General features: G+C 55.0%; 12 protein-coding genes. 3 read left to right on the top strand and 9 right to left on the bottom strand.

Annotated elements, in window-relative coordinates; genetic code table 11:
* Positions 1-44 precede the first annotated feature (44 nt).
* The 9 genes from FC18_RS05855 to FC18_RS05815 form a co-directional block, all read right to left on the bottom strand.
* Positions 45-1,211, bottom strand: coding sequence for a hypothetical protein (locus FC18_RS05855; RefSeq protein ID WP_054679208.1), 1,167 nt, complete (start codon positions 1,209-1,211; stop codon positions 45-47).
* 32 nt (positions 1,212-1,243) lie between these two features.
* Positions 1,244-2,632 (bottom strand): replicative DNA helicase, encoded by a 1,389-nt coding sequence (gene dnaB, locus FC18_RS05850; protein WP_054679211.1) that lies wholly within the window; start codon positions 2,630-2,632, stop codon positions 1,244-1,246.
* Positions 2,633-2,834: 202 nt separating this feature from the next.
* Positions 2,835-3,437: a sugar O-acetyltransferase gene (locus FC18_RS05845; protein ID WP_054679214.1), complete on the bottom strand. Its 603-nt coding sequence runs from the start codon at positions 3,435-3,437 to the stop codon at positions 2,835-2,837.
* A gap of 45 nt (positions 3,438-3,482) precedes the next feature.
* Positions 3,483-4,064, bottom strand: a complete 582-nt coding sequence (locus tag FC18_RS05840) for a uracil-DNA glycosylase family protein (RefSeq protein ID WP_054679216.1) — start codon at positions 4,062-4,064, stop codon at positions 3,483-3,485.
* Between the two features lie 149 nt (positions 4,065-4,213).
* Positions 4,214-5,041 (bottom strand): CPBP family intramembrane glutamic endopeptidase, encoded by an 828-nt coding sequence (locus FC18_RS05835; protein ID WP_054679218.1) that lies wholly within the window; start codon positions 5,039-5,041, stop codon positions 4,214-4,216.
* A 188-nt stretch (positions 5,042-5,229) separates the two neighbouring features.
* A complete protein-coding gene (locus FC18_RS05830) occupies positions 5,230-6,105 on the bottom strand; it encodes a helix-turn-helix domain-containing protein (RefSeq protein ID WP_054679221.1) in 876 nt (291 codons plus the stop codon).
* Between the two features lie 225 nt (positions 6,106-6,330).
* Positions 6,331-6,780, bottom strand: coding sequence for a 50S ribosomal protein L9 (gene rplI / locus FC18_RS05825; protein ID WP_054679223.1), 450 nt, complete (start codon positions 6,778-6,780; stop codon positions 6,331-6,333).
* 138 nt (positions 6,781-6,918) lie between these two features.
* Positions 6,919-8,931 (bottom strand): DHH family phosphoesterase, encoded by a 2,013-nt coding sequence (locus tag FC18_RS05820; protein ID WP_054679226.1) that lies wholly within the window; start codon positions 8,929-8,931, stop codon positions 6,919-6,921.
* A 125-nt stretch (positions 8,932-9,056) separates the two neighbouring features.
* Positions 9,057-9,362, bottom strand: a complete 306-nt coding sequence (locus FC18_RS05815; protein WP_054679229.1) for a hypothetical protein — start codon at positions 9,360-9,362, stop codon at positions 9,057-9,059.
* A 177-nt stretch (positions 9,363-9,539) separates the two neighbouring features.
* Here FC18_RS05815 and FC18_RS05810 point away from each other — a divergent pair, with 177 nt between their 5' ends.
* The 3 genes from FC18_RS05810 to FC18_RS05800 all read left to right on the top strand — a co-directional run bounded on the left by FC18_RS05810 (position 9,540) and on the right by FC18_RS05800 (position 12,821).
* On the top strand, positions 9,540-10,457 hold the full coding sequence (locus tag FC18_RS05810) for a DMT family transporter (protein WP_056975713.1): 918 nt from the start codon (positions 9,540-9,542) through the stop codon (positions 10,455-10,457).
* A 166-nt stretch (positions 10,458-10,623) separates the two neighbouring features.
* Entirely contained in the window at positions 10,624-12,084 is a 1,461-nt protein-coding gene (locus FC18_RS05805; RefSeq protein ID WP_054679239.1) for an amino acid ABC transporter substrate-binding protein/permease, read from the top strand.
* Entirely contained in the window at positions 12,081-12,821 is a 741-nt protein-coding gene (locus tag FC18_RS05800) for an amino acid ABC transporter ATP-binding protein (RefSeq protein WP_156300921.1), read from the top strand. The genes FC18_RS05805 and FC18_RS05800 overlap by 4 nt, the downstream gene beginning before the upstream one ends.
* The last annotated feature ends 89 nt before the right edge of the window (positions 12,822-12,910 follow it).

The raw sequence follows: 12,910 nt of genomic DNA, 5'->3' as shown, positions 1-12,910 counted from the left end.
CACTAAAAATGGGAATCACCACTACCGGCGATTCCCACTTGGGATTACTCCTTGTCGCTCAGCCACCGCTCCTGCAAGAACGTGTAGACGTTGCCGAAACTCAGGGCCTGCACCTCGCTGTTACGGAAAGTCTGTCCGGCTTCAGCGTTGGCCCCGGTCGGGATAATCGTGAAGCTGTCCTGATCTACCGCACTGGGCGTGCCCATGATTGGCTCCACGCCATTATCCTGGGTGCCGCGAACGCGGTAAACGCGGCCGAAGATTTCGCCTTCACTGAGCAAATCACCCAGCAAATCGCTGTCCGCATCGAATTCGCGTTCCTGATTCAATACTGGCACCTGAATAAAGCTGTGCGCCTGCCCCCAACGTTCATAAAAGTCCATGGTCGTCAGGTAATCGGACGCGATAATCACGGAATGCACCGCACTGACCCGCAGCAGGGTGTACCCGCCGAACTGCCCAGCCATGTCGATGAGGCGAATGACCGCCCACTGCTGGTTCACGGTGATAACGCGGCCGACGTAGAAGTTTTCGAAATTCTGCCGGGCAAGGACCGCCACGAGCTGGTTCGTTTGCTGAGCCGCCTGCAAAATCTTGTCCGCGTTGTTGTTGTTCGGGTACCGGTGCGTTGGCGTGTGCGTGAGGGTTGCCCGCTGAGCAAGCAGCGCGGTCTCCAGCATCAAATCATAGCCCTCATATTCCAGCACCTGCAGACTTGAGTAGTCCACCTGAATGCGACGGCGGTCGGTGTAATTGAACTTATTGAAGACGGATAACTCCAGGTTGTCCTCGTGCACCGCCACGATTTGCCCTTCCAGGTAATTCTCAGCGTCAATGGTGACACAGAGCACCGCCTGCCCCGTCCGCCGCATGTTCTCGGCGACTTGGTACAGCAGCGGGTTATCGTCGTGTAGCGGCATGGCGAGCGGTGCCGCCGGCGTGGCGCGGAACCGCAGCTCGTCGGCGGTCGCAATCCGGTAGGCCATGTTGTCGAGGTCGGCACCGGCCACTTCAATGGAGTCAATCGCCCGCAGCGCCACGAACGCGAAACCGTCGGCGAGGCCGGCATCGCTAAAGGTTCGCAAAACCACCCCGTCGTCGGCGACGGCTTGCACGTAACCGGTATAGAAATCGTCCACATCGTGCTGGTAGACATTAATTAATAGATGCTGCGTGCGGGCCGTTACCAGGCTCATTACAATTCCGTCCATTTACTGCCTCATTTACTTTCTGCGCCCAAGGCTTAGTGCGGGGCACCACCTTGGTACGCGATGGAGGAGAACTTGTTCAGTGACTTCACGAACATCAACTTAACCGTGCCGCGCGCCCCGGAACGGTTCTTCTCCAAGATGATTTCCATTTCCCCAACGTCCTGGTCTTCTGGATCTTCCTTCGGGCCGTCATCATCATCGACGCCCTCTTCGTCCCGGTAGTAATCTTCACGGTAGAGGAAGGCCACGATGTCGGCATCCTGTTCAATCGCCCCGGATTCACGAATATCCGACAGCACGGGCCGCTTGTCCTGACGCTGTTCCACGCCACGTGACAACTGGGACATCGCGATGACGGGCACGTGCAGTTCTTTGGCGAGCTTCTTCAGTTGCCGGGAAATGTTGGACACTTCTTGTTGCCGGTTCTCCTGGCCACTACCTTCAATCAGCTGCAGGTAGTCGATGATAATCAGGCCGAGGTCGACATCCGGCTGGCGCGCCAGCCGGCGACACTTCGCCCGGATTTCCCCCACGCGAATCCCCGGGGTGTCGTCGAAGTAGATGTTCGTTTTGGACAGACTCCCCATCGCGATGATGAGGTTCTGCATCTCTTCTGGCGTCAGCTGCCCGGTGCGCAGGTGGTTCGCGTTGATGTTACCTTCGCTACAAATCATCCGGTTAACCAGGGATTCCGCCCCCATTTCGAGGGAGAAGATGGCAACGGCCTTGTCCGTCTTGGTCCCGACGTTCTGCGCGATGTTCAGCGCGAACGCAGTCTTCCCCATCCCGGGACGGGCGGCGATAACAATCATTTCGTCTTCGTGGAACCCGGTGGTCATCTTATCCAGGTCGGCAAAACCGGTGGCCAGCCCCGTGATTTCCTCGTGCTGGTTGATGAGTTCATCGATGTTATTCATCGCGTCGCCCAGCACGTCGCGAATCTTGCGGAAGTCATTCCCGCCACCCTGGCCGATGCGGGAAATCTGCTCTTCGGCTTCTTCCAGCTGGATGTTCGGGTCGTCGTTGTCGTCGAAGCCGCGGGTCGCAATCTCGGTGGCCGCGTTGATCAGCCGCCGACTCGTGGCCTTCTGCTTCACAATCCGCGCGTAGTAGCTGACGTTGGTGGCCATCGCCACGGCATCAGTGAGTTCCATCAGGTATGGAATCCCACCAACATCTTCCAGGCTGTCGTTCTTCTCCAGCTGTTCCTGTACCGTGACCACGTCAATGGCGTCGTCGCGGTCCGAGATTTCCTCCATCGCGGCGAAAATCAGCTGGTGCGCACGGCGGTAGAAGTCATCGGCCGTCACGTATTCCTGCGCATCCGCCACGGTCTCGGGCTTGAGCAGAATGCCCCCCAAAACCGCTTGTTCCGCTTCATTATTGAACGGCATCTGCCGGTTATTGATTGGTTCGTCCATCGATGATCCTCCTTCGCACTGACCCGCAACGCGTGCGGGTGACTGGTTCATGTGCACGCATTCTGCACGTGCACGGCTTAGTAAATTCTACCATAAAGTAGCAGAAATTAAGACCGGCCAGAACAAACAGATTGGTCGGGAATTTTGGGCGTAGACGTCAAAAGGCACCTGCCAACCATCCGTTAGCAGGTGCCTCTTTCTTCTAGTCGCGCGGCGTTAATTCCGCATCCGGAATCTTGTCCGCCGGGGTAATCTTGCGGACGACCTTCGCGGGGGAACCGACCGCGACCACACCCGCGGGAATGTCGTGGGTGACCACGCTGCCGGCGCCAATGACACTGCCGGCGCCAATCGTGACGCCACCAACGACGGTAACGTGCGCGCCTAGCCAGACGTCGTGTTCCAGGGTAATCGGCTTGGAGGCACAGATGCCGAACCGGCGCTGCCCCACATCCAAGGCGTGGTTCGGGCAGGCGAGCACGCTGTACGGACCAATCAGGCTACCCGCGCCGAGCTTAATCGGCGAGGTGTCGAGCATGGTGACGTTGTAGTTGATGAAGACATCCGCGTCCGCGTGGATGTTCACCCCGTAGTCACACTGGAAGCCCGAGTGCACGTTCGCAGTTGGTGCGAGCGTACCGAAGAGTTCATTCAATACTGCCCGGCGCGCTGCATCGTCAAGCGGATCAATCTGGTTCAGCTGCCAGCATAGGTTCCGCGCGTGGGGCTGCAGGCTCTGGTCCTGGTCGTGGTAATCAATAATGTAACCGTTGGGGTCGGTCAAAATATCCATGAAGGGACGCATATCAATCTCCGTTTCTTTTGCTAATCAGTTAGTTGCGTTTGGCTATTACTGTAAAATCGTGTGGACACGCTGCTTGAAGTCGGGCAGGACGTCTTCGGCAAACCACGGATTACGGCTCATCCACAGCTGGTTCCGGGGCGATGGGTGCACGAGGGGGAAATACTTGGGCAGGTACTCTTGGTATGCGTGCACGGTGTCGGTGAGCGTCCGCTTACGGTTCTTACCCAGATAATACTTCTGCGCGTACATCCCAATCAGCACCGTTAACTGCAGGTTCGGCAAGGCTGCAAGCAGTTGCGGGTGCCACTTCTCCGCAAAACCCTTACGCGGCGGCAAGTCCCCGCTCTTGCCCTTCCCGGGGTAGTAAAAGTCCAGCGGGATGATGGCCACCTGCTTCGGGTCGTAGAACGTATCCCGGTCAATGCCCATCCACTCGCGCAGTCGGTCGCCACTGGGGTCATTCCAATACATCTTGGACTGCTCCGCTCGAATGCCGGGCGCCTGCCCAATCAGGACAATCTTCGCCGCCGGGTCCACCGCATATAGTGGATCAACGCCACGTGCGGTGTACTCCGCGTTCTGCGGGTCGGCTTTGATAGCATTAAAAATATCATCGAGTTCTGTCATGTTATCCTCCAGGGTATGGTTAAGCATGCCTGCTTAACTACACTTTCCTCGTGGCTACTACAACAATATTATTGCGCATAACCAATGATTTTGCTACCGACGGGCACAGAAATACCCCGCAACCATGCAGTTACGGGGCAGCAGATTTTTTACTTAACGGCCGCACGCAGACGGCGTTTCTTGAGGTAGCTACTCAGCCACCAGTAGCAGGCACTGAGCGCGATGGCAAGGACGATGAGCAGCAGTCCAGAGATAATGCCGGACCAGTCGAACGAATAATTCTTCACGGCTGACTCGTGCCGGCACAAAATCGTGTTCAGCGGCTGAATGTCCTGCATCGTGTGCAACAGAATCACCGGCAGCAAGTTGTTCGTCAGCAGATAAATCGTGCCCATGAAAATACCGAACGCAACCGCGGACAGAGCTTCCTGAATAACCTGCTGATTGGAGCCGATGTCTGCAGTCATATTGGTTAAGTGCAGCAACCCGAAAAACACCGCGGACAGACCAATCACCAACAGGTTGGCATGTTTACGGTCCGCAAATGCCTTCTTCAGCAGGCCCATCAGCGTACCGCGAAACAGCAATTCCTCTTCAATCCCGGTCAGCAACGATTCCAGCACCACCAACATGAACATTGGCCGGTACGTTTGCCAGTCATAGATTGTGTACAATGCCTTGGTCCACGGAAGATACGTTATTGCTTGCCAGATGAAGGGCCAGCCCATTAACAACCCCACTAGCAGCCCCTTGATTCGGATTGGGTAACGGACACCGAGCTTGTAATGCCAGAGCAGGGCCAACAGTACCGCCAGAACTGGTGTGGCCAGGGAAATCCCAATTCGCCATTCGCTGACATGGATGTGCACAGCAAGCGGCAGGTAATAGCCACATGCCAGCCACAACAAGCAACTGCCGAATGCGACCAGCACCGTTTGCCAATTATTCAAATGCCACTTGTGCTTTAACGTTTCCATGGATGCGCACCTCAATCAACTAGTCTGCTCTACTGATAACTGTTGCCTAAATATTACTGCCAGCAATTGCAACCCGACGCTTATTCTCACACGTGGGAAAAAGTAGCCATAATAATTAACAAAATACAGGGAAAAACGCTAATTTCCCCTATCTGCAAAGTCATCTTGCGCATTTGTTGACTGAAAAATTAATTTCCCTCCAGCACCCCGTCCGCAATATCCGCGTACTGCCTTGCCACGAGCGGGTTCCCAACATCAATTAACAACCCGATAATCGCAAAAACGTTCTTCTTTGCCGTTAGTCGCTCCAGTTCATCCTTCCCGGTTAGGCCCGCAAACAATTGGTTCAAAAAGTAAATTCGGATTTGGTAATCAAGCGCAAGGTACGGCACCGCCAGCTGGGATAATTTCGCGTGCATTCTGGTCGCAATCTCTACATCCCGTCCAAGCGCAATCTCATAACAATTAAGCATGTTGTCCCACAAGTCGCCGGCCGCAATGAAGTCCTGGCGCATGATTGTCGGCGCGTTACTAACCAAATCGTTGAACACAATCTCCAGTCGCGGCGGATCGAGGAGCACCGCAATACTGCCGAGTACAGTTAGTGTATCTGAGTCCCAAACCTCAACATCAAACACGCTGTTGTAGATGCGGTCAATTTCTTTTGCGCGCATCACATTTTTACCAGTTAATGAGTAGAGCGCAGTCGCAATCACCGCCAAATGAACAAGTGTTTCAAGTTGGCTATTCTGCAAATATTCTGCATGCACAGTCTGAAACAGATCCTGTAATCCGGAAACGTTTCGCTCCACTTGCATATTGCCCACAAGACTGTAGATGTTTGTACTTACATCACGACTAGTACGCGTTGGATGCTGCTCCATAAATTCCATCAGCGAGCTATGCATCTTAGTTAATATTCGGTCCAACGTCTGCAATCCCAAATCAGCCTTACCGTTTTCAAACCGGGAGATGGCCGAAATTGAGATAGTTTCGTCTGCTAATTGTTTCAGTGCAAACCCCTTCGCCTTACGTAACAGTTTAAACTTTTGACCATAGTTCATGTCGCTCACCATCCGTTACTAATTGATAATAGCATTGCAAATATAGGAGAATATATTATGAAAGCAAAAAGAACGATTCTAATAACTATTTTGACCTTACTGACCTTCAGTGTCAATCTCGTTGTACCTCAGACCAACAGCTTACCGCCAGCACGCCAAAGCACTAGTCAACATTAAAAAAATGCCCCCTAACCTGAATTGCAAGTTAGGGGGCATTCGCTTATATTACTGTTCCACGACGTGCACGCGAATCTTCGCGTCCACACCGGGTGCGAGCTGCACCGTCAGATTCCGGTAACCCAGCGCGCGGATGGGTTCGGGTAGGTCGATCTTGCGCTTGTCGACCTTGTAACCGAACTGCTTCTCGAGGGCCTGAGCAATCTGCTTGCTCGGGACGGAGCCGAACAGGCGGGAGTCGGCACCAGCCTTGGACTTGATTTCAACCACGGTCTTGTCGTCTTCGAGCTTGGTCTTCAAGGCCACGGCTTCAGCCTTAAGCGCAGCGGCCTTCTTCTCTTCGGCCTTCTCCTGACCCTTCAGCTGACTGATAGCCTGGGGCGTGCCGGCCTTCGCCTTGTTGTTCTTGATGAGGAAGTTCGCGTAACCGTCAGGGATTTCCTTGAGCTGGCCGCGCTTGCCCTTACCACGTACGTCTTCGGTGAAAATAACCTTCATTGTGAATACCTCCGTTTGGGCCCGGCCGCGTGCAGTCGGGCTTATTCCTTTGTTGATACTATTAGTTTACCTATCTAACCGGCAAAACGCCAAGGGTTTACGCGGATTGCGGTCAAAAGCCTGAAAATGTCGCCGCGGCTAATCGTCTTCCTGTGTGAGCTCCTTGTGAATCGCGTTGAGCAGCTCGCCCTTCGCATCGGCCACGGTCACGCCGGCCATCTGGGTGGCAGCGTTGCTGAGGTGACCCCCACCGCCCAGCCGTTCCATGATGAGTTGCACGTTGATGTCACCAAGGCTGCGGGCAGAAATCCCGACTTTGCCGTCCCGTCGCTTCGTAACCACGAAGCTGGCATCAATCCCAGACAGCGACAGCAGTGTATCTGCCGCCTGCGCCGCAATCACGGGATCGTAGGACTTCACTTCTTCACCGCATGCAACGGCCATGTTGTCGCCAATCATTTCGACGCCATCAATCAGGTGGTTCTTCTGAATGTATGAGTCCAGATTCTCCTTCAGCATGTTCGAAATTAGCTTGGCGTCGGCCCCCATTGAACGCAGGTAAGAGGCCGCGTCAAAGGTCCGGGTCCCGGTCCGTAGCGCGAAGTTCTTCGTGTCGACCGTAATTCCCGCGAGCATCGCGGTGGCTTCCAGCTTGTTCAGTGGTGCGCTCCCCTGTGGTTGGTACTCGAACATTTCGGCAATCAACTCACACGTCGAGCTGGCGTACGGTTCGATGTACACGAGCATCGGGTTGTCGGGGAACTCCTCGCCGCGCCGGTGGTGATCCAGGATGACCACCCGGTTCTGCAGCTTGGTGTATAGCTCCGGCGCCGTCGTGATTGATGGCTTGCTGTGATCGACCATCACGAGCATCGACTTGTCGGTCGCCCCGCCAATTGCAGCTTCGGGGGTGATAATCTGGTTAGCCAGTTCTGGATCACTAGCCACCTTCTCCATCAGGCGTTCCACGTCAGAGTGCAGGTTCGTGGGGTCCAGAACGACGTAACATTCTTTACCGTTCATCTGGGCAATTCGGCGCACCCCGAGAGCGGCCCCGATACTGTCCATGTCGGGCCGGCCGTGGCCAACCACGTAGATTTTGTCCGTCTGCTTGAACAACTCTTGCAGTGCCTGACTAATCATGCGCGCCCGCACGCGGGTCCGCTTTTCCATCGGGTTGGTCTTACCGCCGTAGAACTTGGCCTCACCAGTGCGGGCCTTAACCACAACCTGGTCCCCGCCACGACCAAGCGCGAGGTCCAGATTCGATTGACTGGTCAATGCGAGCTGGCCGAGGTCGGTATCACCGTACGCAATCCCGATGGACAGCGTCAGCGGTGCATTCTGTTTCGACGTCCCTTCCCGAATCGTGTCCAGGATGCGGAACTTGTCGGCAATCACAGCACGCAAGGCCTTCGCGTAAGCAATCAGGATGAAGTGGTCTTCATCCACACGCTTAACGAAGAACCCGAACTTGGTGGCCCACGTGGTCAATTCCGTGGTGACGTAATTGCTGAGGTTCGAAATCAGCTGGTCATCCAGGCTCTGGGTGACCTCATCGTAGTTATCGAGGAAAATCTGGCCGATGACAATCTTCTCGTCTGCGGCCCGTTGCTCGATGGCGGCGTACCGGGTGACGTCCATCATGTAGACGACCCCGATGCTGCTTTGCACCGTGATTTCGAACTGGTTCTCACCCCAGTGGACCAGCCGTGGTTCCTTGCTGTCCTGATGGCCCGCGATAATGGCGGCGAGTTCGCCGTCAACGTCGGCTAAGTTGCGGCCGAGTGCGGGTTCATCCCCAAAATATGTACGCAGGAATGGGTTCAGCCACTCGATGTTCATCTTCTTGTCGTACATCAGAATCCCCATCGGCATCCGCACGAGGGCTTCTTGCTCCCCACGCTTGATGCGGTACGACAGGTTGGCGATGTACTTATTCGTATTCTTGGTAATCGTCTCCAGCGTGTAGAAGGATGCAAGGAGAATACCAATCAAAACAACGGTCATGCCCAGCGCTAACAATGGCTTAATGAAGAACGCAATGATAATCCCCGCAACCGCGAGGGCCACCATCGCTAGCGAAACATACCGGAGCCGGACGTCTTCGAGGAAGGCCGGCAGCTTGATTGTGCCTTTGATTTTTTGCATGAGTTTTGCAATTGCTCCTCTCATTTCCAATCGGTGTTACTGACCCATTTTACCACACAGCACCCAGCACCACAGTGTAAACGGTTAACATTACACCGCGAGCCGAGCAAAACAATCGGAATTGACTACGGGCGCCCAAACGCTGCCCCCATGACTAATAACAACAGGCTGGTCCCTGCAAGCAGCAGGAAGCCCAGCACGATGGCCAGCAGCACCGCCCCAAGATGCGGCATGCGCGTACGTTCAAACCACTTGCTTAGCGGTACGATGGTCAGGACTGCGCCCACCCCAAGCACATCAAGTCCAAACCGCAACCGCCACAACAGTCCAATTAAATACGCAAGGACGAACACGCCCCCGCAGACGTCGAACATTTTGCTGATGTCCGCCTTGCTGCCGCCGGGCGCAAAGAATAACCGAATGCTTTTCATTTTACCCCACCTCATTCACCAGTATACGCTGGCCCTTGGCAGAGTTATATATAGTAGAAAAATTCTCTACGTTATTTTCTGCCGCCACAATCTAGCCAAGCGCGACGCCAACCACTATACTGAATTCTGGCGCTAAACATACTGGGCGAACCAGCGCCGGCGAAAGGAATACATATTATGCAACAATCGAAACTACGCGCGGCCATCCAGGCGGGTATCGGCACCTGCATGTGGGGTGTCGGCGGCGTCTGCAGCAATATCATCTTCAACAACACCGCCGCTACCCCGCAATGGCTCAGCGGCATGCGCATGTTCTGGAGCGGCCTGGTGATGCTACTGCTGGCACTAGCAACGAAAAAAGACATTTGGGCTATCTGGCGTGATCGCCGCGCCGCCGTGCGCTTGATTGCATTCGGGCTGTTCGGCGTCGCGGCCGCCCAGCTCACCTACCTGCTGGCCATCTTCTACGGGAACGCCGCCGTGGCCACCATCTTACTTGCGCTCGTCCCCGCCATGATTACCATCATCGTCAGCGTGCGCCAGAAGTCCATGCCGCGGCCGATTGATACCATCGCCATCATCGCCGCGCTCCTCGGCGTGTTCTTCCTCGTCACGAACGGCAACGTGCATGAGCTCGGTGTGCCGCTACTCGCCATCTTCTGGGGCGTCATGGGGGCATGCACCGGGGTCGCGTACACCATGCTGCCGCGCCCGTTGCTGAATCACTACGAACCAATCATCGTTGTCGGTTGGGGGCTCATGCTCGGCGGCATTGTCGGCAACATCTTGCACCCCATGTGGCGCATCCCCCGCGGCCTGACCCCAACGCTCTGGCTCGCCGTATTCTTCGTGATCTTCGGCGCCACCTTCCTCGCCTACATCCTCTACGTCTCCAGCCTGCGCATCCTCGCTCCCGCTGTGGCCAGCATGATTGGCAACTTCGAGCCGATGACCGCCACCATCCTCTCCGTCCTCTTCCTGAACCTCGACTTCCATCCCTTGCAACTGGCAGGCATCATCACCGTCCTCCTCGCCGTCTTCGCCATGAGTTGGCAGCCGAAGAAGAAGCGGCGACGAATTGGGGAGCGGGAATAACCTATTTAACGCATGTCGCCCCGCCGCGCATGCGTTTTTTGCGCCTCAATCCCAATCTTTTTGCCACAATTTGCCTCAATGTCAGGTAACCTGACAAAGTCCATGGACATTTGTCTGTCATTTAAGCTATCCTTAATACATTATTTTTACGAAAGTGGTGGCATTTATGAAACGCAATTGGTTCTGGACCGCCGTTATCACGCTGTTTGTCGGTATGGTAGCGTTAGTTACAACGCAAACAAGTACGGTGCGCGCGGCCGCGAAGACCTACACAATCGGTACGGACGTAACCTTCGCGCCGTTCGAATTCGCGAACAAGGACAACAAATACGTCGGCATCGATATCGACCTGATGCACGCGATTGCCAAAGAAGAAGGCTTCAACGTCAACATCAAACCGCTTGGCTTCAACGCAGCGGTGCAGTCGCTTGAAGCGGGCCAAATCGACGGAACCATTGCCGGCATGAGCATCACCCCTGAACGCAAAGCGAAGTTCGAGATGTCCGACCCCTACTACACGTCCGGGGTTGTGGGCGCGGTGAAGAAGAACTCCACCATTAAGAGCTTGGCCGATCTGCGCGGGAAGAAGGTTGCGGTCAAGACTGGGACTTCTTCCGCCGACTACATCAACTCCATCAAGTCCAAGTACAATCTGACCGTCGTCACCTTCGACGATTCCAACAACGTGTACCAGGACGTCATCACCGGTAACTCCGCGGCCTGCTTCGAAGACCAGCCCGTAATGCAGTACGGGATTGCGACCGGTTTGGCGCTGAAGATTGTCACAAAACCTGCCGAATCTGGCAGCTACGGGATTGCCATCAAGAAGGGCGATAAGCACCTCCTGAACATGGTCAACGACGGGATTAAGAAGCTCAAGGCTAACGGTAAGTACGACAAGATTGTCGCTAAGTACCTGGGCAACGGCTCCACCAAGTCACAGGAAAAAGCCAACAAGTCCACGCAGGAAACCAACCACTCATTCCTCGGGTTGCTCAAAACCAACAGTGGCACCCTGCTGCAGGGACTCGGCGAAACGTTGCTGCTGACGATTGTGGCCATCCTCTGTGCCACCATTGTTGGAATCCTCATCGGTTTGCTAGGCGCGACCCCGAATAAGTTCGCCCAGGGCACGGCAACCACCTTCATCTACATCTTCCGGGGATTGCCCCTCATGGTGCTCGCTCTGTTCATCTACACCGGGATTCCAAGCCTAACCGGCACCAAGATTCCTGCCTTCATCGCCGGGATTATCACCTTGACCCTTAACGAAGGGGCCTACACCGCCGCCTTCGTTAAGGGGGGCATCGAGTCCGTCGACAACGGGCAGATGGAAGCCGCGCGTTCGCTCGGCTTGCCGTGGAGCAAGGCCATGCGCCGCGTAATTCTGCCGCAGGGGATTAAGATCATGATTCCATCCTTCATCAACCAGTTCATCATCACGCTGAAGGATACCTCCATCCTCTCCGTCATCGGCCTGCTCGAATTGACGCAAACCGGGAAGATTATCATCGCCCGCAACATGGAAGGCTTTAAGATTTGGACCATGGTTGCCCTGATTTACCTCATCATCATCACGGTATTAACGTGGCTATCTAACTGGGTCCAGAAGAAGGTGAATGCATAATGACAACACGTGTAGAAATGAAAAATGTGCACAAGCAATATGGTGCCAACGACGTCATCAAGGGCGTGGACCTGCAGGTTGAAGACAATGAAGTCGTCGTGCTCATCGGACCATCCGGGGCCGGGAAGAGTACCGTCCTGCGCATGATTAACGGCCTCGAAACCACGACAACCGGTGAAATCATGATTGACGGTGAGGATATTGCCAAACCAGGCGTGGACATCAACAAGATCCGCGAGAAGATTGGCATGGTGTTCCAGCACTTCAACCTCTTCCCCAACATGACCGTGCGGGAGAATATTACCCTGGCACCCGTCGAACTCGGTGTGATGGACAAGGACGCAGCGAACGTAGAAGCCGACAAGCTCCTGGCCACCGTTGGCCTGAGCGAGAAGGCCGACGACAACCCCAGTTCCCTGTCCGGGGGCCAAAAGCAGCGGGTGGCCATCGCCCGCGCCCTCGCAATGAAACCCGAAATCATGCTGTTTGACGAACCCACCAGTGCGCTGGATCCCGAAATGGTTGGCGACGTCCTCGGCGTTATGCGTCGGCTCGCCAAGCAAGGCATGACCATGGTTATCGTGACCCACGAAATGGGCTTCGCAAAGGAAGTTGCCGACCGCGTCGTCTTCTTCGGTGATGGTAAGATTCTGGAGCAAGGCACACCGGAACAGATTTTCGACCACCCGCAGCACCCGCGGCTGCAGACATTCTTGAACCAAGTGCTGAATGCATAACAAAAACTCCACCCGCAAAAGGTGGAGTTTTTGTTTGGTAAATTTCAAGTACAAGTTAGCCACTTCTGAAAATAACATCTAAATCAATG

Origin of the sequence: Lacticaseibacillus sharpeae JCM 1186 = DSM 20505, assembly GCF_001436225.1 — a bacterium.
GTDB classification, from domain to species: Bacteria; Bacillota; Bacilli; order Lactobacillales; family Lactobacillaceae; genus Lacticaseibacillus; species Lacticaseibacillus sharpeae.
Note: the sequence above shows the minus strand (reverse complement) of the source record. Positions and strands in the feature narration are given on the sequence as shown.